Genomic DNA, 22,681 nt, shown 5'->3' on the forward strand with positions numbered 1-22,681 from the left:
GCCACCGCACAAGGAGAAACCCCATGCTCACCGGTACCGGAGAGATAGCCGCCGAGGGCGGCGTCGTGCCCGCGTTCAACGTGATCCAGCTCGAACACGTCACCGCCGTCGTCGAGGGCGCCGAGCGCGCCGGGCGGCCCGTCGTGCTCCAGATCAGCGAGAACGCGGTGCGGTACCACCGGGCGCTGGCGCCCCTCGCGAGCGCCGCCCTCGCCGCGGCGCGCGCCGCCGAGGTGCCCGTCTCCGTCCACCTCGACCACGCCACCGACGAGGCGCTCGTCGAGGAGGCCGTCGAACTCGGCGTGCCCTCCGTCATGTTCGACGCCTCGAAGCTCGACTACGCCGCGAACGTCGCCGCCACCGCCGAGGTCACCCGGCGCTGCCACACGCGCGGCGTCTGGGTCGAGGCCGAGCTCGGCGAGGTCGGCGGCAAGGACGGGGTGCACGCGCCGGGGGCCCGTACGGACCCGGCGGAGGCCGTGGCGTTCGTACGCGACACGGGCGTGGACGCGCTCGCCGTCGCCGTCGGCACCTCGCACGCCATGCGCACCCGCGACGCCGCGCTCGACCTCGGGCTGATCGCCGAACTGCGCGCCGCGCTCGGCGTGCCGCTCGTGCTGCACGGCTCGTCCGGCGTCGCGGACGCGGACCTCGTCGCGGCCGTACGGGCCGGGATGACGAAGATCAACATGGCGACGCACCTCAACATCCGCTTCACGGAGGCCGTCCGCGCCCATCTCGGCGCGCACCCGGACACCGTCGATCCCCGCCGCTACCTCGCCCCCGGCCGCGAGGCCGTCGCCGACGAGGTCGCCCGGCTCGTCACCCTCCTCGGGGGTGAGCGGTGACGCGCGCCGTCGTCTTCGACTGCGACGGCACGCTCATGGACACGCTGCCGTGCGCGGACGCCGCGTACGACGCGATGTTCGCGCGCCGTGCCCGCACCTGCCCCGAGGACGTACGGGTCGCGCTCACCGGGCTCGCCATGGGCGACGCCGGGAAGGTGCTGGGCGCCGAACTCGGCGAGGACGCCGCCGCGCTGGCCGAGGAGCTGAACACCGAACTGATCGCCGCCGTCGGCGCCCACGCCCGCCCGCTGCCCGGCGCCCTGGAGACGGTGCGCGGCGCGGCGGCCGTGCTGCCCGTCGCCATCGCCAGCAACAGCTTCCGGGCGCTGCTCGACAAGACGCTCGCCGTCGGCGGGCTCGCGGCGCTGGTGCCCGCGACCGTCGCCGGGGACGAGGTGGCACGGCCCAAGCCCGCGCCCGACGTCTACCTCGCCGCGTGCGCCTCGCTCGGTGTCCCGCCGGGCGAGGCGCTGGCCGTCGAGGACACCGCGCTCGGCGTGCGCGCCGCGGCCGAGGCCGGGCTCACCGTCGTCGGGCTCGGCACCCCCGCGACCTGCCCGGGCGCGGACACGTACGTGACGCACGTCGGCGACCCGGCCCTCCGCGCCCGGCTGGGCCTCACAGCAGGACCGGCGTGAGGTCCGGCTCCTCGAAGCCCTCGTCGTCGAACGGATAGAGGGGCCGCTCCACGCGGTGGTGGCCGAGACGGAGCAGGTCCTGGTCGACGCCGCCGGGGGTCAGCGCCAGCAGCCAGTCCGCCGCCATCTCGTAGAGCTCGGGCTCCAGATAGCCGATCTTCACGACGACCAGGTCGTACGCCGTCGGGTCCAGCTCGCCGAAGTCGGCGCGGGTGTGGAAGGGCTTGCGGCGCTCGGTGAACACAGCGGTCACCCCGCCCCGCCGCACGGCCGCCGCGCGTACGCCGTCCAGCGTCTGGAGCGAGACGACCTCGCCGTCCAGCGCGTACGGCCCCGCGTGCGCGCCCGTGCCCGCGCTGACCTCGCCGCCCACGTCCAGCTCGACGTGCGCGCCGGTCCCGGCGGCGAAGCAGGCGTCCACGGCGGCCCGGTCCGTGATGCCGGGGTGCAGGGCGGTGGCGCGGCCCGCCGCGAGGTCCTCGTTCGCGAGGAGACGGCCCAGCATGTACGGGAGGTCGCCCGCGCCGCCCGCGGTCGGGTTGTCGCCGGAGTCGCTGATCAGGAACGGGCGCGCGTCCGAGGCCACGGCCTTCGCCACGCACGCGTCCGCCTGCCCCGTCGGCCCGACGAACACGAAGTCGCGCCGCGCCTCCCAGTACCCGCGCGCGAGCGCCCCCGCCTCCGCGCGTACGAGGTCCGCGTCGTCGCCCGTCACGACGACGGCCGCGCGGCAGCGGGGCTCGTCGGCCCACGCGTAGCCCACCCACATCGCGGCGTCCGTGATCCCGTCCTTCGCCTCGATCGCGGCGAGCGAGCCGTACAGGGACTTCGCCGGTTCGAGCCGCGTGCTGGTCTTCTCGCCGGGCAGCAGCACGGGGATCTGCACCCAGGCGCGGTACGGCCGCCCCTTCCCCGACTCCAGCCGTTCGACGAGCTTGCGCGCGGCGCGCTCGCGGGTGTCCCACGCGTCCTCGTGCGGGGCGAGGCGGTGCGCGGTCAGCAGGTCGAGGTGGCGGGCGAAGTCGTACGAGACGTTGCCGTGCAGGTCCATCGCCGCGGAGATCATCGTCTCCGGCCCTGTCGCGGCCCGGACGGCGGCGCTGAGCGCCGCCTCGGCGTCAGTCATCCCGATCACGCTCATCGCGCCGTGGATGTCGAAGACGAGACCGTCGAGCGGGCCCGCCTCTCTTGTACGGGTCACGAGTTCGGCGGAGATCCGGTCGTAGGTCTCCGGTGTGACGGGGCCTCCCGGGAGCGCCACGGCATGCACGAGCGGCACCCACTCGACTCCTCGGGCTAGCTCATGCTCGGGGCGCGTCCACGTGTACCGGTCCAGCAGGTCTTGGCCTCGCGTCACGCGAAAGTCCTCGTAGGACGACCTGTGCGGGCAGAATCCGCTCGACTCGATGGCCATCCCTCCTATGCCGATCCGGAGTCTCCGGGTGTTCATCCTGGTCCTCCTCCTGCTGTGCTGATCACGGGGTGCCCCTTTCGGCTCCGCCGCGGGGCGCGACCGGTTCAAGACTTTTGGGCTCGCCCCTTCTCCCTAGGGGCGCGGGCCTGTGTTTGATATGCGGCTCCGCCGCGCGGGCGCGCCGGGTCACGACACTTCGGGGCTTGCCCCTGTTCCCTCAGGGGCGCGGGGAACTGCGCGACAAGCCACGACGCGGCCGCAGCCCGCGATGCACGGTCCGGGGCACCCCGGGCGCGGCCCTTGCACGCGGGACACCCGGCGGAGGGGGCTGCGCTTGCCAACCCTGCGCCTTGCGCAGACTTCCCAAGCTTCGCGCAGGGAGAAGCGCAGAACTCCCAAGCTTCGCGGAAGAGCTAAGGGGCGCGGGGAACTGCGCGACCAGCCACAGCGCAGCCGCACTCGGCAATGTGCGGTACGGGGCAGACTCTTGGACGGTCTCGTCAAGAGGACGGCTCCAGTTCTCTGAGGGCGGTGTGGCCGGCGCCCAGGAGGCCGGTGTCGGGGCCCGAGGACGTGGGCTCGATCAGGAGATCGGCCGTCGTCATGGGGAGGCAGCGCTCGTAGAGCATGGCCCGCACGGCGGCGACAAGGGGCTCCGCCTCGGCCAAGGCGCCACCCAACAGCACCGCCTGGGGGTTGAAGAAGTTGACGACGACCGACAGGACCGTGCCGATGTGGCGGCCCGCCTGCCGTACGAGGGTCGTGGCGTTCGGCTCGCCGTCACGGACCAGGCGGAGGACGTCCCCCGCACCCTCCACCGCGAGGCCCCGCTCACGGAGCGCCGTGACGATCGCCGCGCCGCTCGCGACGGTTTCCAGGCAGCCGATGTTCCCGCAGGAGCAGGGCCGTTCGGCGGCGGCCTCGACGCGGACGTGGCTGATGTCGCCCGCCGCGCCGCCCGCTCCCCGGTAGAGGCGGCTGTGGCTGATGACGCCGGAGCCGATGCCGCGGCCCGCCTTGACGAGGACGAGATGGCGCAGCTCGGGGTGGGTGGCGCGGTGTTCGCCGAGGGCCATCATGTTGGCGTCGTTGTCGACCAGCACCGGCAGGCCCGTACGGTCCGCGAGGCGGTCGCGCAGCTCGTACAGGTGCCAGCCCGGCATCCGGGAGGGCGCGACGACGCGGCCGGTGTCCGGGTCGACGGGGCCGGGGAAGCCGATGCCGACGCCCCGCACCGTACGGCCCGCGGCGCGCTGCCGCGCGGCGAGCGCGGTGAGCCGGTCGGCGAGCAGGTCGAGCGTCGGCCCGGGGCCCTCCGTCAGGTCGAAGGCGTGCTCCTCGGTGTCCGTGCAGGAGCCGGTGAGGGTGACGGCGCCCAGGCGCACGTGGTGGCTGCCGAGGTCGGCGGCGAGGGCCACCGCGCCGTCGTCCGGTATCCGCAGCAGGCGCGGGCGGCGGCCGCCGCGCGAGGTGCCCTCGCCGTCCTCGGTGAGCAGCCCGAGATCGACCAGCTCCTGGACCCGCGCGGAGACCGTGGACGCGGCGAGGCCCAGTTCGCGCGCGAGGTCGGCGCGTGAGGAGACGGCGCCGCTGGCGACGAGGTCGAGAACGTGCGCGGCGGAGCCGCGCTGCTCCGCTGGGGGAGACATGACGATGCCCTTCTTCGATTCCTCGATACTTCTTCGTTCGGACACCGAAGCAAGTCGGCTCCGTAAGTGATCGACAGTAGACATGAGTTGGAGGAAGTCTGCCAAGAGTCTTGACCTTATTTCGTTCTCGTCCGTACTTTGCTCGCTGTCTTTGACTGATATCGATCGGACGCTGATCGGAAGGCGGGAGGCGGCATGCGCGTGCGCCGAGTCACCGTGGGGGTGCTGCTGTTGGGCGCCCTGGCCACGGGTGCCACGGGCTGCGGGCCCGAGATCAAGGCGGTCACCGATCTCGGCGCGAGTGGCGGCACGCCGGTGAAGGGCGGCACCGCGACCATGGCGCTGCCCCCGGCCGCCACGCCCAACTGGGTCTTCCCGATCGGCGCCGCGGGCTACACGGCCACGCACAACAGCTCGATCCAGAACCTGCTCTACCCGCTGCTGGTCACCCCCGAGCGCGACAAGAGCGGCAAGCTCACCATGGACAGCCCCCGCAACGTCGCCTCCGGCATCGACTACTCGGACGGGAACCGCACCGTCACGGTCACGATGAAGAAGGACTACGTCTGGTCCGACGGCAAGCCGGTCACCGCGCGCGACGTCAGGTTCTGGTACGAGCTGATCCGCGACAACAAGAAGGAATGGGGCGGCTACGCGCCCAAGCTGTTCCCGGACAACGTGAAGAAGTTCCAGATCCTGGACGACCACCGGTTCCGGATGCGCCTCGACCGCGCGTACAACCCCGACTGGTTCACCGCCAACCAGCTCGACAAGTTCAAGCCCCTGCCGCGCCACGCCTGGAACCCGAAGGGCGAGAGCCCGAAGAAGACCTTCAAGCGGCTCTTCCACCACGCCAAGCAGCTCTCGAAGTTCGGCACCGACCCGCTGTGGAAGACCGTCGCCGGGCCCTGGCGGATCGAGAGCTGGTCGCCGTCCGGACGCGTCTCGCTCGTCCCCAACAAGCGGTACGGCGGCCCCGACAAGCCCCACCTGGACCGCTTCGTCCTCAAGCCGTTCACCACCGCCGGGTCCGAGTTCAACGTGCTGCGCGCGGGCGGCCTCGACTACGGCTACATACCGCCCTCCGTCATGGCCCAGGCCGGTCACTTCAAGGAGACCGGCTACCGCGTCGCCCCCTGGGACAGCTGGGGCATCACCTACCTCGTCCCCAACCTCAACCACCCCACCAAGGGCGCGCTCTTCCGCCAGCGCTATCTGCGCCGCGCCCTCCAGTCGCTGATCGACCAGGAGTCCATCGCGAAGCACGTCTGGCACGGCAGCGCCGAGCCGACCCGGGGCCCCGTCCCCGCCGCGCTGATGGACCGCAACCCGTACCCGTACGACCCCGGGAAGGCGCGGAAGCTGCTCTCCGGACACGGCTGGAAGAAACAGGACGGCACGCTGCGCTGCGTACGGCCCGGCACCGGGTCCGGCGCCTGCGGCAAGGGCGTGAAGGACGGGCAGGAGCTGGCGCTCGAACTCCTCTCCCAGTCCGGGTCCACGGAGACGTCCAACACGATGCAGGAGATCAAGTCCTCGTTCTCCCGCGCCGGTGTCCGCCTCGACGTCCGGGAACAGCCGCTGAACACCGTGCTGGGCACCACCATCCCGTGCAAGCCGAAGGACCCCGTCTGCTCCCAGTGGGAGCTGGGCTTCTTCGGCACTGCCGGGAGCTGGATCTTCCCCGCCAACCCCAGCGGCGACCGGCTCTTCGCCACCGGAGCGCCCTCCAACATGGGCAACTGGTCGGATCCGAGGACCGATGAGCTGATCAAGAAGACGGAGTTCTCCGACGACCCCTCGGCCATGCGCGACTACGCCCGCCACCTGGCGAGCGAGGTCCCCGTCCTCTGGACGCCCAACCCCGCCTACCAGGTCTCCGTCATCCGCAACGACCTGCGCGGCGTCGACCAGAACCCGACGCTCACCTACGCGCCCCAGGACTGGTACTTCGTGAAGAAGTCCGCCGGGAAGTCCGCCGGGAAGGGGGAGGGCAAGTGACCCGCTTCCTGATCAAGCGCACGGGCCAGGCCGTCTTCGTCCTCTTCCTCGTCTCGGTCATCGTCTTCGTCCTCCTCCACCAGCTCCCCGGCGGCCCGGCCCGCGCCATCCTCGGCCAGGCCGCCACCCCCGAGGCCGTCTCCCACTTCAACCACCAGCAGGGGTACGACCGTTCGCTGCCCGTCCAGTACGGCATGTACCTCGAACGGCTCGTCACCGGGGACCTCGGCGAGTCCTACACGCTCAACCAGTCCGTGGCCACCCTCCTCGGCGAGCGGCTGCCCAAGACGCTGCTGCTCACCGGCCTCTCGCTCCTCGTCGCCGCGCTGCTCGCCGTACCGCTGGGCATCCTCCAGGCCGTACGGCGCGGCAAGCCGTCCGACTACGCGCTCACCGGCGCCGCCTTCCTCGCCTACGCGACGCCCGTCTTCTTCCTCGGCATCGTGCTGATCCTGGCCTTCTCGCAGCAGATCCAGCTCTTCCCCGCCGAGGCCCCGCAGGCCGACTCCGTCGGCGGCATCCTCGGCGAGCCGGGCGGGCTCGTGCTCCCGGTGATCACCATGGCGCTCGGCATCATCGCGATGTTCAGCCGCTACATGCGCTCGGCCGTCCTCGACAACCTCGGCGAGGACTACGTCCGCACCGCGCGCGCCAAGGGCCAGTCCCAGACCCGGGTGATGGCCCGGCACGTGCTGCGCAACGCGCTGATCCCGCTCGCCGGGCTCCTCGGCCTCTACCTGCCGACGCTCTTCAGCGGCGCCCTCGTCGTCGAGTCCCTCTTCAACTACCCCGGCATGGGCCTGCTGTTCTGGAACGCCGCGCAGAGCAGCGACTTCCCCGTCCTCCTCGGCGTCACCCTCGTCGTCGGCTGCGCCACCGTCCTCGGCTCGCTCCTCACCGACATCGCCTACGCCGTCCTCGACCCCCGGATCAGGAGCGTCCAGTGACCGCCGAAGCCGGAACCGTTTCCGCCGCCGAGCCCGTACGGGCGGAGGAGCTGGACGCCACCCCGTCCCTCGCCCGCCGTACGCTCGCCGTCTTCACCCGCAACAAGCTCGCCCTCACCGGCGCCGTGATCCTCGTCCTCCTGCTGGCCTTCTGCTTCCTCGGGCCCCTGTTCCACTCCACGGACCAGGTCCACACCGACCTCGGCCAGGCCAGCCTCTCGCCGCGCGCCGGTCATCCGCTGGGCACGACGGACGTCGGCTACGACATGCTCGGGCGGCTGATGTACGGCGGGCAGACCTCGCTGGAGGTCGGGCTCGCGGCCGGGCTCCTGGCCACGCTCTTCGGCACCGTCTACGGGGCCGTCGCCGGGTACTTCGGCGGCTGGACCGACGCGCTGCTGATGCGGATCACGGACGCGGCGCTGGCCATCCCCGCGCTCTTCCTGCTCGTCGTGGTCGCCGCGATCGTCACGCCCAGCAAGCCCGTCCTCATCCTCATCATCGCCTCCGTCGCCTGGCTCTCGCCCGCGCGGCTCATCCGGGGCGAGGCGCTGGCGCTGCGCAGCCGCGACTACGTGCACGCGATGCGGCTGATGGGCGGCGGCGGGGGCCGCGCGGTCTTCCGGCACATCGTGCCCAACGCCATCGGGACCGTGATCGTCAACGCCACGTTCCAGATAGCCGACGCGATCCTCTACGTCGCCTACCTCTCCTTCCTCGGCCTCTCCATCCCGCCCCCGGCGGCCGACTGGGGCTCGATGCTCAGCTCCGGCATCACCTACACCCAGGTCGGCTACTGGTGGCTGATCTTCCCGCCGGGCCTCGCGATCGTGCTGGTGGTGGCGGCGTTCAACTTCATCGGCGACGGGCTGCGGGACGCCTTCGACGTCCGGCTGCAGAAGGGTTGAGGGGTTCCGGATGACAGACAACAAGCCCTTGCTCCGCGTGGAGGACCTGCGCGTCGAGCTGAGCGGCCGGGACCGTACGGTGCACGCGCTCGACGGCGTCTCCTTCGACCTCGCGCCCGGCGAGGCGCTCGGCCTCGTCGGCGAGTCGGGGTCCGGCAAGACCATGACCGCGCTCGCCGTCCTCGGGCTGCTGCCCGGCGGGGGACGCGTCACCTCCGGGCGGATCCTCCTGGAGGGCGAGGACCTCGCGGGGGCGCCGGAGCAGGTGCTGCGCGGCGTACGCGGCGACACCGTCGGCATGGTCTTCCAGGACCCGCTGACCTCCCTCAACCCCACGATGACCATCGGCGACCAGGTCGCCGAGCCGCTGCTGCTGCACCGGGGCGTGCGCCGCGCCGAGGCGCGGGAGAAGGCCGAGGAGACCCTGCGCACGGTGGGGCTCCCGCAGCCCGGCGAGCGGATGAAGAGCTATCCGCACCAGCTCAGCGGCGGCATGCGGCAGCGCGTCGCCATCGCGATGGCGCTGGTCTGCGAGCCGAAGCTGCTGATCGCCGACGAGCCGACGACCGCGCTGGACGTCACCACCCAGCACCAGATCCTGGAGCTCATCGGCGAGCTGCGCGAACGGCTCGGCATGGCGATGATCCTGGTCAGCCACGACCTCGGGGTCGTCGCCCGCCGCGTGGACCGCGCGGCGGTGATGTACGGCGGGAAGATCGCCGAACAGGCCCCCGTACGGAGCCTCTTCGCCGCGCCCCGCCACCGCTACACCGAGGCCCTCTTCGCCGCGCTGCCCTCGGGGCCCTCCGACCCCTCCGGACCCTCCGGCGCGGGACGCCCGCTGGCCACGATCCCGGGGCTGCCGCCCGCGCTGACGACGCTGCCGCCGGGCTGCCGGTTCGCGGCGCGCTGCGCGTACGCGACCGACGAGTGCCGCACGGAGCCGCCGCCGCTCACGGACCAGGGGGACGGTCACACGTTCGCCTGCTTCCACCCGGCGGAGGCGACGCCCGCGCCCGTACCGGCCGTACGGGCGGACACGCGCACCGGGACGGACGGCGAGCCGTCCGAGCCGCCCGAGGCGCCGGAGCCGCTGCTCGAACTCGTCGGCGTCAGCAAGGCGTACGCCCTGCGCGGCGGCCCCTTCACGCGGCGCCGCGACCGGCGCCCGGTGAGCGCCGTCGCCGGGGTGTCGCTGACCGTACGGCGCGGGGAGACGTTCGGGATCGTCGGGGAGTCCGGCTGCGGCAAGTCCACGCTGGGGCGGATGGCCGTCGGCATGGAGGCCCCGACCGACGGCACGGTCCGCTTCGGCGCGCGGGACGTCTCGGCGCTCGGCCGCGCCGAACTGCGCGCGCACCGCCGCGAGGTGCAGCTGATGTTCCAGGACTCCTACGCGTCCATGGACCCCCGGATGCGCGTCGGCACGATCCTGCGCGAGCCGCTGGTGATCCAGGGTGTCGGCGACCGCGCCGCGCAGGACGAGCGGATCGCCGGGCTGCTGGACGACGTCGGGCTGCCGCGCGGCGCCACCCGCCGCTACCCGCACGAGTTCTCCGGCGGCCAGCGCCAGCGCCTCGGCCTCGCGCGCGCCCTCGCGCTCGGCCCGTCCCTCGTCGTCGCGGACGAACCGGTCTCCGCGCTCGACGTCTCCGTGCAGGCCCAGATCCTCAACCTGATGCGGGACCTCCAGCGGGAGAAGGGGCTCAGCTATCTCTTCATCTCCCACGACCTCGCCGTGGTGCGCCATCTCGCCGACCGGGTCGGGGTGATGTACCTGGGCAAGCTCGTGGAGACGGGCCCGGCCGAGGAGGTCTTCGCCCACCCCCTCCACCCGTACACCCGGGGCCTGCTGGAGACGAGCGCGGCGGGGGAGGAAGCGGCGGGAGCCGCGCTGGAGGGGGAGACCCCGTCCGCGGCGAGCCCGCCGTCCGGCTGCCGCTTCCGCACCCGCTGCCCGCTCGCCACCGAGCTGTGCGCGACGACCGAGCCGCCGCCCGTCGAACCGCACACCCCGGGCCACCGGGTGAGCTGCCACTTCCCGCTGGTCCCGGCGGCGTGACGGGCGGTCCGCCGTACGGCCGTCCCGGCCCGCGAAACTCCCGTGCCCGGCGCCGGGCACGGGAGTACGGTCCGGCGCCATGCATCTGCGAGCCGTCCCCTTCGACGACCCCGACGCCGTCGCGCTGAGCGCCCGCGTCCAGGCCGAGTACGCCGCCCGCTACGGCGACGGCGGCGACATCACGCCGCTGCGCCGCGACCACTTCGAGCCGCCGCACGGCCTCTTCCTCGTCGCCCGTACCCCGGACGGCACCGCCGTGGCCTGCGGCGGCTGGCGCGCCCAGGCCGCCGGCGGGGAGGGGGACGACGCGGGGTACGCGGACGGCGACGCCGAGATCAAGCGCATGTACGTGGTCCCCGAGGCCCGCGGCCAGGGCCTCGCCCGGCGCCTCCTCGCCGCCCTGGAGACCAGCGCCCGCGAGGCGGGCCGCACCCGCATGGTCCTGGAGACCGGCACCCCGCTCCCCGAGGCCCTCACCCTCTACACGACCAGCGGCTACACCCGCACGTCCCCCTTCGGCCCGTACCGCGACACCCCGGAGAGCCGCTGCTTCGAGAAGCCGCTGACACAGCCTCCGACGCCGGACACCGGCCGCTGGCTGGCCGACACCCGGACCTCGTACGACACGGTCGCGGCGAGCTACGCCGAGCGCGTGCCCGGAGCCCTCGACGACGACCCGTACCTGCGCGCGGCGCTCTCCCTCTTCGCCGAGCTGGTACGTGCCGGGGGCGGCGGCCCCGTGGCGGACGTGGGCTGCGGTCCCGGCCATGTCACCGCGCGGCTGCGGGAGTCGGGCGTGGACGCCTTCGGCGTCGACCTGTCGCCCGCGATGATCGACGTGGCGCGCCGCGACCACCCCGGCGTCCGGTTCGAGGCGGGCTCGATGACGGACCCGGGCCTGGGCCTGGACCTCGCCGACGCCTCGGCGGCCGGGCTCCTCGCCTTCTGGTCGCTGATCCACGTGCCCGACGACGCGCTCCCCGCCGTCCTCGGCCGCTTCCACCGGGTGCTGCGCCCCGGCGCGCCCCTGGCGGCGGGCTTCCACACCGGCGACGGCTCGACGCTGAAGACCGAGGGGTACGGCGGTCTCCCCATGCGCGTGCACGTCCACCGCCGTACGCCCGCGCGGATGGCGGAGCTGCTGCGCGAGGCCGGATTCACGGTCGAGGCCGAGCTGCTGCTCGACCCCGGCGGGCGCCTCCCCGGTGCCGTCCTCTTCGCGCGCCGGAGTGGTTGAAGCGTGCAAGATGAAGGCGACGGGTCGCCGGAGGGCTTCGCGGCCACGCGCTGAAGACGGAGGGACCAGAGATGGACGGCAACACGGAGTACGGCCGGAAGAAGTTCAAGCGGTCGAGGAGCCATTTCGCCGACCGGATCACGGCGGACGGGAAGGAGAGCGGGTGGCCCGTCGAGGCGGGGAGGTACCGGCTCGTCGTCAGCCGGGCCTGTCCCTGGGCGAGCCGGGTGCTGATCTCGCGGCGGCTGCTGGGCCTGGAGGACGCGCTCTCGCTCGGCGTCACCGACCCGATCCAGGACGACCGGAGCTGGCGCTTCACCCTCGACCCCGGCGACCGCGACCCGGTGCTCGGCATCCGGTTCCTCAGCGAGGCGTACGACGCGCGGGAGACGGGCTACCCCGGCGGGGTGAGCGTGCCCGCGATCGTGGACGTGCCCAGCGGCGAGCTGGTCACCAACGACTTCCAGCAGATCACCCTCGACCTCGCCACCGAGTGGACCGCGCTGCACCGCGAGGGCGCGCCCGACCTCTACCCCGAGGCGCTGCGCGGGGAGATCGACGAGGTGATGGAGGGCGTCTACCGCGAGGTGAACAACGGCGTGTACCGGGCCGGGTTCGCCACCACGCAGGAGGAGTACGAGGCCGCGTACGCCGACGTCTTCCGCCGCCTCGACCTGGTGACCGAGCGGCTCGCCGGGCAGCGGTATCTCGTCGGGGACACGATCACCGAGGCCGACATCCGGCTCTTCACGACCGTCGTCCGCTTCGACGCGGTCTACCACGGCCACTTCAAGTGCAACCGCGAGAAGATCGCCGAGAACCCGGTGCTGTGGGCGTACGTCCGCGATCTCTACCAGACCCCTGGCTTCGGCGACACGGTCGACTTCGACCACATCAAGCGGCACTACTACGCGGTGCACACCGGCATCAACCCGACCTCGATCGTGCCCGTCGGCCCCGACCTGAGCGGCTGGACGGAGCCGCACGGCAGGGAGTCCCTCGGCGGCCGCCCCTTCGGCGACGGCACCCCGCCGGGCCCGGTCCCGGCGGACGAGCGCGTACCGGAGGGGCACCGCCCGGTGCCGTAGGGCGCGCGTGGCCGCTGCCGCTACCGCTGCCCGGTCCGGGAGCCGGTGAACGCGTCCAGGTGGTCGCGGACCCAGGTGTCGAACGGGCGGGCGGGGCGCCCCAGCGCCTCCCGCACGCCCTCGCCCAGGATCTCGCCGCGGCCGTCGCCCAGCATCTCCATCCCTTCGAGCGCGGCGCCGACGAACTCCTCGGACATCCCGGCGCCGCGCATCGCCCCGGCCGCGGCCGCGGGGGGCACGTCCACGCACCCGGGGTCCCGGCCGGGCCCCAGCAGGCGGCCGATCCGGGCCACCTGCTCGGGCACGCTGAGCGGTTCCGGCCCGGTCAGGACGTACGAGCGGCCCTCGTGCCCGGAGCCGCGGGGCGAGAGCAGCGCGGCGACGGCGGCCTCGGCCACGTCGCGCGGGTCGATCACGGCCTGGCGCCCCGTCCCCGTGGTGTTCGGCACGGGGTTGCCCGCGCGGACCGCCCCGGCCCACTGGAGGGAGTTGGAGGCGAACCCCGCGGGCTGGAGCAGCGTCCAGGCCATGCCGCTCTCCCGCAGGGCCCGTTCGCCGGGGGCGTGCCACTCGGCGACGCGCGGGAGAACGCCCGGCACGCGTATCGCGGAGAGCTTCACCACCCGCCGTACGCCCGCCGCCTCCGCGGCCTCGACCGCCGCCGTGTCGTGCGCGGCGACGGCGGGGCCCGCGACCGTCGCCAGGAACAGATCGGTGACGCCCTCCAGCGCCTCGCGGAGGGAGCCGGGCTCGTCGAAGTCGCCCCGCACCACGTCCACATGGGCGCCGGGAGGCGGCGTGAGCCGGGAAGGGTCGCGGACCATGGCCCGTACGGGGACGGAAGGCGTGTCCCCGGCGGTGAGCAGGCGCAGCACATGGCCGCCGATGGTGCCCGTGGCACCCGTGAGCAGAATCATGGGCCCACCGTGCGGCGGCCCGGGGCGCGGGCACTAGGAAGATTCGGCACGGTTGGCCGTGGGCCCGCGCGGCCCTCCCGCCGCCCTGGCTACGGTGAGGCCATGTGCGTCACTCGCCGGGGAACGGCCACGGTCCGGGTCACGGTTCCCGCCGCGCTGCGGCCGTGGGTCGCCCATGTCTCCGCCGCGCCGCTCACGCCCCGGGACGGGCTTCCGGTGACGCTGACCCATCTGCCGGACGCCGCCACGGTGCTGGTCTTCCACATCGACGCCGCCCGGCGCGGTGAGCTCGTGGTCATGGGCCCCCGCACCCGCGCGGGCTACTTCGCGGGCAAGGACCTGCCGCTGGTCGTCCGGCTCCGCTTCCGGCCCGGCGGCGCCCAGCCCCTGCTGGGCGTGGAGGCGGGCGCGCTGACCGACAGGGCCGTGCCCCTCGGCGAGCTGTGGGGCGCGGCGGGCGACGGCCTCGCGGAGGAGCTGGCGTCCGAGGGGACGGACGCGGCGCGCGTGCTGGCACGACTCGAACGCGCGCTGCTCGTACGGCTGGCGGGCCACGGGCCGCCGCCCGGCCCGGAGCACGGGAAGCTGCTGCTCTCCGCCGCCGCCGCGCTCTCGCCACCCTCCGGGGGGAACGCTCCGGGCCGCGTGCGCGAGGTCGCCCGGGACCTCGGCGTCAGCGAGCGGCAGCTCCGTACGCTCTTCACGCGCGGCATCGGCGTTCCGCCCAAGCGCTTCGCGCGGATCGAGCGGGTGCGGGCCGTGCTGGCGCGCGGAACGGAAGCGGGTGGAGCGGGAGCGGGTGGAGCGGACAGAGCGGACAGAGCGGGCGGGGCGGAGGGCGCGCGGCTCGCGGTGGCGGCCGGTTACTACGACCAGTCCCACATGGCAGCGGAGTTCCGCGAGCTGATCGGGGTCACGCCGAGCGCCTTCCTCGCGGGGGAGCGGCCCGCACCCCACGCGTGCGGTGCCCCCGCCCGCTGACGGGGCGCCTCCCCGGCTCGGGGGAGGGACCTTCGGCTCAGGGGCAACTTCCGTGATTCGCGGCATACTTCGGACATGGCGCCCGATCCGCCGGACGACCCGCACGTCGTGCACGCGCGCCTCCTCGCCGCGGACGAGGAGGCGTTCCGCGAGGTGTACGAGCGGTACGCGCCGCTCGTGCTGGGAGTCGCCACGCGCGTGATCCGCGACCGGACCGCCGCCGAGGACGTGCTGCAGGAGGTCTTCTCCCACCTGTGGGAGCGCCCCCTCTCCTACGACCCGGCGCGCGGTCCGCTGCGCGCCTGGCTGCTGGTCCTCGCCCACCACCGCGCCGTCGACTGGGTGCGCCGCGAGGAGAAGCGGCGCGGCCTGGCCACCCCGCACGACGCGCCGCGCGGCGACGAGACGGCGGACACCGCCACCGACGGGCTGCTCGCGCTGCGCGTACGGGCCGTGGCCGCCGACCTTCCCGACACCTTGCGCGAACCCCTGCTGCTGGCCTACTACGGAGGGCGGACCTACCGACAGGTCGCGACGGAGCTCGGCATACCCGAGGGCACCGCGAAGACCCGGCTGCGCACCGCGCTGCGCGTCATGGCGGCGGCCCTCGCCGCGGAAGGGATCGCACCATGAGCCGTTCCGCGCGCGGAAATCCCTCCGGAAATCCCTCCGGAACACCGTCCGGGACGCCATCCGGAGGGCACGCCTCGGCCGAACCCCTCTTGGGAGCGTGGCTGCTGAACGCCTGTTCCCCCGAGGAGGCAGCCGCCGTGGAAGCACACCTGCGCCACTGCGACCGGTGCGCCGAAGAGGTCCGCACGCTCGCCACCGCCCTGGCGGGGCTCGCGGACGCGACACCGCCCGCACCGCCGCCGGAGCTCGCCGCGCGCGTGACCGCCGGCGCCTTCGCCCGCCGCCCGCCCGCCCCCCGCGGACTGCCCGCGTACGTACGCCCGTACGCGGCGCAGCTCGCCACCCTCGACGCCGTGCTCCGCGAACTCTCCGACGCCGACTGGGAGCGGGAGACCGTCGAGGGCTGGACCGTCGCGCAGCTCGTCGCGCACGTCGCCGCCACCGACAGCCTGCTCGCCGACCGCGTCGCCGGGAACGAGGACGGCACCATCCCCGGACGTACGGCCGAGTGGACCGCGTGGGCCACGGGCGTGCCGCCCGCCACCGTGCACGGCACCTGGCGCGCGCGGGCCGAGGCGCTGCGCGACACCCTCGCCGAGGGCGGCGAGGAGCTGGGCGCGCGGCCCGCGCGGCTGGCCGGGAGGCGGCCGTTCCCGGTCGCCGACCTCACGATCGGCCGGGCCTTCGAGACCTGGGTGCACACCGCCGACATCGCCGGGCGCACCGCGCTGCCGCTGCCGCCGCCCGTGGACGAGTCCCTGCGGCCGATCGCCGACCTCGGGGTGCGCACGCTGCCCCTCGTGATGGGCAGGACGGGCACGCCGCTCGACGGCCGGACCCTGCGCGTCGAGCTGACCGGACGCGGCGGCGGGGAGTGGCTGCTGGGCGAGGGGCCCGGATCCGAAGGGCCCGGGTCCGGGGGGCCCGCGGTGGCCGAAATCGTCGTGGACACCGTCGAGTTCTGCTTCCTCGCGGGCGGCCGTCGCGACCCGGACCGGATGGACGCGCACCTCGCCGGCGACCGGGAACTCGCCGTGGCGGCGCTGCGCGCGGCGCCCACCTTCTCGGGCCCGTGAGGCCGTAGGAGGGGCCGGAATCCGGCCACGTCCCGCGAGGGGCAATCCGTACGGCGCCGCCGCCCGAATGCAGGGGTGCCGGAACGCGCCCCAGGGCCGCGGCGGTCGTCTCCACCGCGTACCGGTTGCCACGCCCCACGTCCCATCCCCGCCGCGGCCCACGTCCGAACACAGCGAAGGACGCCGCGATGTCGAGAATCCGCATCCACCGACGCCTGTCGGCCTGGACCGCGTTGACCGGGGGAATCGCGCTGGTGGCCACCTCATTGGCCACCGGAACGGCAGCACTGGGCCCCACCCCGGCCAGCGCCTCCAGTCACCGCGAGGCACCACTGATCTCCGGGCAGCCGGAGTACGACAACACCGACGTGTACGCGTTCACCAGCCCCGACAAGCCGGACACGACGACACTGCTGGCCAACTGGTGGCCGTTCGCCGAGCCCGCCGGGGGCCCCAACTTCTACAAGTTCGCCAATGACGCCCGGCACGACATCCACATCGACAACACGGGCGACGGCCAGTCGGACCTGATCTACCGGTGGACGTTCAACGAGAGCTACCGCAGCGGCGACACGTTCCTCTACAACACGAACGACGTCACCTCGCTCGACGACCCCGACCTGAACTACCGGCAGACGTACGACCTGAAGCTCCTGAAGTTCAAGGACGGCAAGCAGACCTCGTCCGAGACCCTCGCCAACGACGCGCCCGTGGCGCCGTCCAACGTCGGCAAGGCCTCGATGCCGAAGTACGACGACCTGCGCGCCCAGGCCGTGCGCAAGCTCGACAAGGGCGGCGGCACCGGCTTCGCCGGGCAGGCCGACGACCCGTTCTTCCTCGACCTCCGCGTCTTCGACCTGCTCTACGGCGGCGACCTCTCCGAGGTCGGCAACGACACGCTCAAGGGCTACAACGTCAACACCCTCGGCGTGCAGGTCCCCACGAAGGACCTGACGGCCGGGCCGGACAAGCCGATCATCGGCGTCTGGAGCACCACCGCGCGCAAGACCGCCTCCGGCGGCTTCAAGCAGGTCTCGCGGCTGGGCATGCCCCTCTTCAACGAGGTGATCGTCCCAGTCAAGGACAAGGACAAGTACAACGCGTCCACGCCCTGGGACGACGCGCAGTTCGAGAAGTACGTGAAGGACCCCGAGGTCGCGCGGCTGCTGGAGAAGATCTACAAGCTCAAGGCGCCGAAGACACCGCGTGACGACCTCGTCCAGGTCTTCCTCACCGGCGTGCCGGGCCTCAACAAGCCCGACGGCGTGAAGAAGAGCGAGGAGATCCGCCTCAACACCTCCACCAAGCCGTCCGACAGCCCCAAGCGGCTCGGCGTGCTCGACGGAGACAACGCGGGCTACCCCAACGGGCGGCGCCTCGCCGACGACACCGTCGACATCTCGCTCCAGGCCGTGCGCGGCGAACTCGTCGGCCAGAAGAACGACCTGGGCGACGCGGTCGACACGAACGACAAGAAGTTCGACGACGCCTTCCCGTACGTGGCCTCCCCGACGGCCGGTTCACGCGGCCCCACGGCCGGTGGCGGCGGGTCCCAGGGCAGCGGCGCCAGCGCGATGACCGGTGGCCGCTCGGCCACCGTGGCGCAGTCGACGAGCGACGACTCCGACCGCCTGCTCATGGCCTCCGCGGCCAGCGGCGCGGCGGCCCTGCTGGTCCTCGGCGGCGGCTACGTCCTGTGGCGCCGTCACACGAGCCGTCCGCGCGGCACCGAGCCGCGGTAACGCGCGGATCCGCGCTCGTCCCCGTTCGGGGGACGGGAACGGGCGCACCAAGGGCGGCGGGCCCCGGGGGAGGCCCGCCGCCCACCGTCTCCGCGGACCGGCTCCGCCGACCTGGCCGTACCCATGGCCCGGCCCCGCCGGACCGGACCCGGCACGGGCGAGGTTCGACCGCCGGGCACGGGACTTCGGTTCCGGTCTGCAAGGTCCCGGAGCCCGGCTGGACCCGGCACGGGCGCGGCCCGAACGGCCGTCCTCGCCGGGCCCTTCGGGGGCGGTCCGGTCGGCCCGTCGGGCACGAACCGTCGGGACTCGGCTGGCAAGGCGCCCGGCTCGCCGGGCATGGGGCTCGGCGCCCACCGCGTGCCGTGTCCGTCAGGGCCCGGCTCACCTGTCGTTCCGGGGGCCCGGCCCCCGGCCCGTACACAGCGCGTCCGTCCGGTCCGCCCGGCGGAGTCGGACGGCGCGTCCGGCGACGGTCCGGCCCGTCGCCGGGCACGGGCTCGCGGGGCTCCGCCCGTACGGGGCCCGGTCCCGCCGCCCCGAACACATCGGAAAACGTCCGGCCCGTCGGGCATCGGCCCGGCACCCCCCTCGGGCCCGTCATCGAGGAGGATCCATGCGTCTCCGCCGTACTCTGCTCGTCCTCGCGCTGGCCGTGGTGATCACGGCCGGGGCGTGGGTGGCGGGGCGTCCGTTCGGTGGGCCGTCCGGAGGGGAGAGCGGCGGGGCACCCCCGCCGCGCGGTGCCTCGGCCGTGGTGCCGCCGAGCGGCCAGGGGCTCGGGCCGTACCTCGCGCGGCTGCGCGCGCACCTGGCCGAGCAGCCCCGGGACGCCGCCGCCTGGGCGGCGCTCGGCACCGGGCGGGTCGAGGAGGCCCGCCGTACCGCCGACCCCGAGCTCTACGGGCAGGCCGAGGCCGCCCTCGGCCGTTCCCTGAAGCTGCGTCCCGCCCGTGCGAACGACGGCGCCCTCGCAGGGCAGGCCGCGCTCGCCGCCGCGCGGCACGACTTCCCGGCGGCCCTGCGCCTCGCGCGCCGTTCGCTCGCCGTCAACGCGTACGGCGAACTCGCCCTCGCCATCCGCGTGGACGCCCTCGTCGAGCTGGGCCGCTACGGCCCCGCGCGTACGGCCGCGCGGCAGGCCGACGCGCGGCGGCCCGGGATCCCGGCGTTCACGCGCCTCGCGTACGTCGAGGAGCTGCGCGGCGCGCGCGGCGCGGCCCGGCGTGCGCTGGAGCTGGCGCACAGCTCCGCCGTCTCGCCCGCCGACCGCGCGCAGACCGCGACCGCGCTGGGGGAGCTGGACCGCGCCGAGGGGAAGGGCGCGGCGGCGCTGCGCCGGTACGCCGAGGCGCTGCACGCCGAACCCGGCCATCTGCCGGCGCTGCTGGGGAGGGGCCAGGTCAGGGCGGCGCAGGGCCGTTGGCGGGGCGCAGTCGCCGACCTGCGCGCGGTCGTCGCGCGGCAGCCGCTGCCCGCGCCGCGCGCCCTGCTCGGCGAGATGTACGACGCGCGGGGGCGGCACGACGCGGCACGGCAGCAGTACGACTCCCTCGGCGCCTGGGCCAAGGTGGCCCGCGCCCAGCGCGTCCGTACCGACCTCGACACCGCGCTCGCCGACGCCGACCACGGCGACAGGCGCACGGCACTGCGCGCGGCCCGCGCCGAGTGGAGCCGCAGGCACACCGTCCACACGGCCGACGCGCTGGCCTGGGCCCTGCACCGGCGCGGCCAGGACGAGCGGGCGCTGCCCCTCGCGCGCCGCGCGGCGGCGCCGGGCTACCGCAACGCGATGTTCCTCTACCACCGCGCCGAGATCGAACGCGCCCTCGGCCGCGACGCGGACGCCGCCCGGCACACCCGCCAGGCCCTGCGGCTGCGCACGGCCCTCACCCCGCAGGCCCGTACGGCCCTGGAGGCACGAGCGCGATGAGGCAACGGATCAGGCGCCGACTGGTGTACGTACTCGCGCTGCCGGGGATCGTCCTCGGCCTGCTCCTCGCCACCGGGCACGACGCGTCCGCCGCGTCCGCCTCGGCACCCGCGCACCCCCTCGGCAACTTCACGGTCAACGCCTACGACGGGCTGACCGTCGCGCCCCGCGCGCTGACGGTCGCCCACGTGGAGGACCTGGCCGAGGTCCCGGCCGAGCAGGCGGCGGGACGGATCGACCGGAACGGCGACGAACGGCTGTCCGCCGCCGAACGTGCCTCCTGGGCCCGCACGATGTGCGCCCGCGCGGCACGCGAGAGCCGGGCCGAGGCGGACGGGCGCGCGCTGCGCCTCGCCGCCTCGCCCTCCCACGCCCGCGCGCTCGAACGCCCCGGCCAGGCGGGGCTGCGGACGCTGCGCCTGGAGTGCGCGCTCCGCGCGCCCCTCACGCTGGAGCGCGGGCACGGCACGGAGCTCCGCTTCACGAGCACCACGGCCGCCGGTGAACCGGGTCCCGGCTGGCGGGAGATCACGGCACGCGGCGACCGCGCGACGCTGACGGAGAGCAGCGTCCCGCGCCGCTCCGCCTCCGCGCGGCTGACCCGCTATCCCAAGGGCTCGCTGGCGGAGCCCGTACGGGTCCGCTCGGCCACGCTCACCGCGCGGCCCGGCGGCCCCGCGGCGGGCGCCGAGGGAGCCGAGGGCGACGAGCGGGCGACCGGCCTGCCGCCCTCCCCGGCCGACGGCCTCACCGAGCGCTTCACCGGGCTCGTCGGGCGGCACGAACTCACGCCGGGCTTCGGCCTGTTCGCGCTCGCCCTCGCGACCGTGCTCGGCGCGGCGCACGCCCTCGCGCCGGGGCACGGCAAGACGGTGATGGCGGCGTACGCCGCCGCCGCGCGCGGACGCCGGTCCCTCCGCGACGTTCTGCGCATCGGCGCCGCGGTCACGGTCACCCACACCGCCGGGGTCGTGCTGCTCGGCCTGCTGGTGGTGGGCGGCTCGCGGGCCGCGCCGTTCGTGACGCCGTGGCTGGGCGTGGCGAGCGGAGTGCTGGTCGCGGTGTCGGGCGCGTTCCTGCTGCGGCGCGCGCGGCGGCACGGCAAGTCCCATGGGCACGCCCACGGGCATGGGCACGCCCACGGGCACGGCCATACGCACGCCCATACGCATACGCACGCTCACCCCGCGCCCCTGCGGAAACGGGACACCCTCCTGCTCGGCTTCGCCGGAGGACTGGTCCCCAGCCCCTCTGCCGTCTTGGTGCTCGTCGGGTCCAGCGCCCTGGGCCAACTCTGGTTCGGGGCCCTCCTGGTGACGGCCTACGGCGCGGGCCTCGCCCTGACGCTGGTGACGGTCGGCGTCCTGCTCGTCCACCTGGGCGGGCGGCTGGCGCACCGCCTCACGGACACGGGCCGGTACGCCCGCGTCCTCGGCGCCCTGCACCGTACGGCCCCCACGGGAACGGCCACCCTCGTGGTCGTCCTCGGCGCGGCGCTCACGGCCCGCGCGCTGGTCACGGTATGAGCCGGGTCGCGGCGTGGTGCAGCTGGTGGACCATCCAGAACTCCTGGGTGCGTTCGCCGTCTCCCGTCATCGCGTTGATCAGGGCGCTGACGACGTCCGAGTCCCCCGCGACGTAGTCGGCGAGCACGCTGAGGACCACGGCCTGCCGGAAGGCGAGGTGGGAGGGGCGCTCCCACTCGGGCTCGAAGTCCGTGGCTTCCCCGGCGCGCAGCGCCCGGGACCGGGCGAGCGCCGTGTCGCGCGCGGCGCCGAGCTCGCCCCGCAGCCGCTCCGGCCCGGCGACCGGGTGCGTGAGCGCCGCGCTGGCCAAGGGGTGTTCGCGCAGCTCGGCGTGGGCGAGGGCCAGGTCCAGGGCATGGTGGCGCATCCGCTCCAGCAGCGCGGGGCCCGGTGCGGAGTCCAGGTCCGCCAAGTAGCCCACGAACGGCTCCCGCTGGAGCAGCGGCGAATCGGCGGACCCCTGTCCCAGCACGTACTCCGGCACCGGCCTGATCTCCACGGCGCGGTGCGGGCCCCGTGCCCAGGCGTCGTCGAACCGCGCGCCCGTCGCGCGCTCGACCGCCGCGAGGCCCACGCCCCACCGCTCGTCGATCTCGAAGTCCAGGCCCTCCAGCAGGGGTTCCCAGGCGTCGGGCCGAGCCCCGAAGGGCTCCTCGTCCAGCACGACCATGTCGAGCGCGGAGGAGATCAGCCCGTCCTCGGCCAGGCTCAACCGGGACACCGCGTTCACGTTCCAGAAGGCACTGGCGGTGCGGCCGAGGCGGGAGAGCGGGCGCAGCACCTCTTCGCGCGAGCCCTGATAGCCGTTGTTCTCCACGACGACGACCGCCGGTCCCGACCGTGAGATCAGGACGAGGTCCCTGTCGTAGTGCTCGCTCAGCTCCTCCAGGGGCATGGGCCGGGCCGTCCCGGGGTCGCCGCCGAAGTGCCGGATCACGGCGTCCTCGTCGCCGCTGTGCACGGCCGTGATCGTGGCCGTCACCTGAAGTCCCCAGCCGGTGAGGAGTCCGTCGAGGCGCTCGGGTGAAGTCATACCGTGGATTCTCGCCGCCGCCACTGACAGCCGGGGGCCGCCGGGCGT

The 22,681-nt window shown here is 74.3% G+C and carries 18 protein-coding genes and 1 pseudogene; 15 read left to right on the forward strand and 4 right to left on the reverse strand.

The window, feature by feature from the left end; genetic code table 11:
- Positions 1-23 precede the first annotated feature (23 nt).
- Together ACGF3A_RS07275 and ACGF3A_RS07280 are read left to right on the forward strand one after the other, a co-directional pair.
- A complete protein-coding gene (locus ACGF3A_RS07275) occupies positions 24-848 on the forward strand; it encodes a ketose-bisphosphate aldolase (RefSeq protein ID WP_393726633.1) in 825 nt (274 codons plus the stop codon).
- A complete protein-coding gene (locus ACGF3A_RS07280) occupies positions 845-1,486 on the forward strand; it encodes an HAD family hydrolase (protein WP_393726635.1) in 642 nt (213 codons plus the stop codon). Before ACGF3A_RS07275 ends, ACGF3A_RS07280 begins: the two co-directional genes overlap by 4 nt.
- Here the strand turns inward: ACGF3A_RS07280 and ACGF3A_RS07285 are convergent.
- Positions 1,467-2,936 carry a M81 family metallopeptidase gene (locus ACGF3A_RS07285; RefSeq protein ID WP_393726637.1) on the reverse strand — a complete coding sequence of 490 codons (1,470 nt, stop codon included), beginning with the start codon at positions 2,934-2,936 and terminating at the stop codon, positions 1,467-1,469. The genes ACGF3A_RS07280 and ACGF3A_RS07285 overlap by 20 nt on opposite strands.
- 464 nt (positions 2,937-3,400) lie before the next feature.
- Entirely contained in the window at positions 3,401-4,549 is a 1,149-nt protein-coding gene (locus ACGF3A_RS07290; RefSeq protein ID WP_393726639.1) for an ROK family protein, read from the reverse strand.
- Positions 4,550-4,744: 195 nt separating this feature from the next.
- Here ACGF3A_RS07290 and ACGF3A_RS07295 point away from each other — a divergent pair, with 195 nt between their 5' ends.
- From ACGF3A_RS07295 to ACGF3A_RS07325, 7 genes and pseudogenes are all read left to right on the forward strand, one after another.
- Positions 4,745-6,550: a peptide ABC transporter substrate-binding protein gene (locus ACGF3A_RS07295; RefSeq protein ID WP_393726641.1), complete on the forward strand. Its 1,806-nt coding sequence runs from the start codon at positions 4,745-4,747 to the stop codon at positions 6,548-6,550.
- The gene (locus ACGF3A_RS07300; protein WP_393726643.1) at positions 6,547-7,497 is read left to right on the forward strand and encodes an ABC transporter permease; all 951 of its coding nucleotides are present in this window, start codon (positions 6,547-6,549) and stop codon (positions 7,495-7,497) included. Before ACGF3A_RS07295 ends, ACGF3A_RS07300 begins: the two co-directional genes overlap by 4 nt.
- A gap of 50 nt (positions 7,498-7,547) precedes the next feature.
- Positions 7,548-8,405 (forward strand): ABC transporter permease, encoded by an 858-nt coding sequence (locus ACGF3A_RS07305; RefSeq protein ID WP_393727205.1) that lies wholly within the window; start codon positions 7,548-7,550, stop codon positions 8,403-8,405.
- A 10-nt stretch (positions 8,406-8,415) separates the two neighbouring features.
- Positions 8,416-10,467: a dipeptide ABC transporter ATP-binding protein gene (locus ACGF3A_RS07310; RefSeq protein WP_393726645.1), complete on the forward strand. Its 2,052-nt coding sequence runs from the start codon at positions 8,416-8,418 to the stop codon at positions 10,465-10,467.
- Positions 10,468-10,546: 79 nt separating this feature from the next.
- Positions 10,547-10,969: pseudogene (locus ACGF3A_RS07315) on the forward strand (GNAT family N-acetyltransferase); the annotation flags it as partial.
- A 60-nt stretch (positions 10,970-11,029) separates the two neighbouring features.
- Positions 11,030-11,704, forward strand: coding sequence for a class I SAM-dependent DNA methyltransferase (locus ACGF3A_RS07320; RefSeq protein WP_393727207.1), 675 nt, complete (start codon positions 11,030-11,032; stop codon positions 11,702-11,704).
- A gap of 71 nt (positions 11,705-11,775) precedes the next feature.
- Complete coding sequence (locus ACGF3A_RS07325; RefSeq protein ID WP_393726647.1) at positions 11,776-12,792, forward strand: glutathione S-transferase family protein; 1,017 nt, start codon at positions 11,776-11,778, stop codon at positions 12,790-12,792.
- Between the two features lie 20 nt (positions 12,793-12,812).
- Here ACGF3A_RS07325 and ACGF3A_RS07330 read toward each other — a convergent pair whose 3' ends face one another.
- Positions 12,813-13,709 (reverse strand): SDR family oxidoreductase, encoded by an 897-nt coding sequence (locus ACGF3A_RS07330; protein WP_393726649.1) that lies wholly within the window; start codon positions 13,707-13,709, stop codon positions 12,813-12,815.
- Between the two features lie 102 nt (positions 13,710-13,811).
- Here ACGF3A_RS07330 and ACGF3A_RS07335 point away from each other — a divergent pair, with 102 nt between their 5' ends.
- The 6 genes from ACGF3A_RS07335 (at position 13,812) to ACGF3A_RS07360 (ending at position 21,600) form a co-directional block, all read left to right on the forward strand.
- Positions 13,812-14,690 carry a DUF6597 domain-containing transcriptional factor gene (locus ACGF3A_RS07335; protein ID WP_393726651.1) on the forward strand — a complete coding sequence of 293 codons (879 nt, stop codon included), beginning with the start codon at positions 13,812-13,814 and terminating at the stop codon, positions 14,688-14,690.
- Between the two features lie 75 nt (positions 14,691-14,765).
- Positions 14,766-15,323, forward strand: coding sequence for a sigma-70 family RNA polymerase sigma factor (locus ACGF3A_RS07340; RefSeq protein WP_393726653.1), 558 nt, complete (start codon positions 14,766-14,768; stop codon positions 15,321-15,323).
- Positions 15,320-16,399 carry a maleylpyruvate isomerase family mycothiol-dependent enzyme gene (locus ACGF3A_RS07345; protein ID WP_393726655.1) on the forward strand — a complete coding sequence of 360 codons (1,080 nt, stop codon included), beginning with the start codon at positions 15,320-15,322 and terminating at the stop codon, positions 16,397-16,399. Before ACGF3A_RS07340 ends, ACGF3A_RS07345 begins: the two co-directional genes overlap by 4 nt.
- A 188-nt stretch (positions 16,400-16,587) precedes the next feature.
- Positions 16,588-18,141 (forward strand): DUF4331 domain-containing protein, encoded by a 1,554-nt coding sequence (locus ACGF3A_RS07350; RefSeq protein WP_393726657.1) that lies wholly within the window; start codon positions 16,588-16,590, stop codon positions 18,139-18,141.
- 616 nt (positions 18,142-18,757) lie between these two features.
- Complete coding sequence (locus tag ACGF3A_RS07355; protein ID WP_393726659.1) at positions 18,758-20,074, forward strand: hypothetical protein; 1,317 nt, start codon at positions 18,758-18,760, stop codon at positions 20,072-20,074.
- Complete coding sequence (locus tag ACGF3A_RS07360; RefSeq protein ID WP_393726661.1) at positions 20,071-21,600, forward strand: nickel transporter; 1,530 nt, start codon at positions 20,071-20,073, stop codon at positions 21,598-21,600. Before ACGF3A_RS07355 ends, ACGF3A_RS07360 begins: the two co-directional genes overlap by 4 nt.
- Here the strand turns inward: ACGF3A_RS07360 and ACGF3A_RS07365 are convergent.
- Entirely contained in the window at positions 21,590-22,633 is a 1,044-nt protein-coding gene (locus ACGF3A_RS07365) for a DUF6461 domain-containing protein (RefSeq protein ID WP_393726663.1), read from the reverse strand. The two genes, ACGF3A_RS07360 and ACGF3A_RS07365, sit on opposite strands and share 11 nt — an antisense overlap.
- Positions 22,634-22,681 lie beyond the last annotated feature (48 nt).

This window comes from Streptomyces sp. NPDC048172 (genome assembly GCF_043202595.1).
Taxonomy (GTDB): Bacteria; Actinomycetota; Actinomycetes; order Streptomycetales; family Streptomycetaceae; genus Streptomyces.

Bases quoted from the DNA above. Each gene is read 5' to 3' on its own strand.
- ACGF3A_RS07330 (WP_393726649.1), bottom strand. From the start codon at position 13,709: ATGATTCTGCTCACGGGTGCCACGGGCACCATCGGCGGCCATGTGCTG.
- ACGF3A_RS07340 (WP_393726653.1), top strand. From the start codon at position 14,766: ATGGCGCCCGATCCGCCGGACGACCCGCACGTCGTGCACGCGCGCCTC.
- ACGF3A_RS07355 (WP_393726659.1), top strand. From the start codon at position 18,758: ATGCGTCTCCGCCGTACTCTGCTCGTCCTCGCGCTGGCCGTGGTGATC.
- ACGF3A_RS07290 (WP_393726639.1), bottom strand. From the start codon at position 4,549: ATGTCTCCCCCAGCGGAGCAGCGCGGCTCCGCCGCGCACGTTCTCGAC.
- ACGF3A_RS07275 (WP_393726633.1), top strand. From the start codon at position 24: ATGCTCACCGGTACCGGAGAGATAGCCGCCGAGGGCGGCGTCGTGCCC.
- ACGF3A_RS07365 (WP_393726663.1), bottom strand. From the start codon at position 22,633: ATGACTTCACCCGAGCGCCTCGACGGACTCCTCACCGGCTGGGGACTT.
- ACGF3A_RS07285 (WP_393726637.1), bottom strand. From the start codon at position 2,936: ATGAACACCCGGAGACTCCGGATCGGCATAGGAGGGATGGCCATCGAG.
- ACGF3A_RS07345 (WP_393726655.1), top strand. From the start codon at position 15,320: ATGAGCCGTTCCGCGCGCGGAAATCCCTCCGGAAATCCCTCCGGAACA.
- ACGF3A_RS07325 (WP_393726647.1), top strand. From the start codon at position 11,776: ATGGACGGCAACACGGAGTACGGCCGGAAGAAGTTCAAGCGGTCGAGG.
- ACGF3A_RS07360 (WP_393726661.1), top strand. From the start codon at position 20,071: ATGAGGCAACGGATCAGGCGCCGACTGGTGTACGTACTCGCGCTGCCG.
- ACGF3A_RS07335 (WP_393726651.1), top strand. From the start codon at position 13,812: ATGTGCGTCACTCGCCGGGGAACGGCCACGGTCCGGGTCACGGTTCCC.
- ACGF3A_RS07295 (WP_393726641.1), top strand. From the start codon at position 4,745: ATGCGCGTGCGCCGAGTCACCGTGGGGGTGCTGCTGTTGGGCGCCCTG.
- ACGF3A_RS07310 (WP_393726645.1), top strand. From the start codon at position 8,416: ATGACAGACAACAAGCCCTTGCTCCGCGTGGAGGACCTGCGCGTCGAG.
- ACGF3A_RS07350 (WP_393726657.1), top strand. From the start codon at position 16,588: ATGTCGAGAATCCGCATCCACCGACGCCTGTCGGCCTGGACCGCGTTG.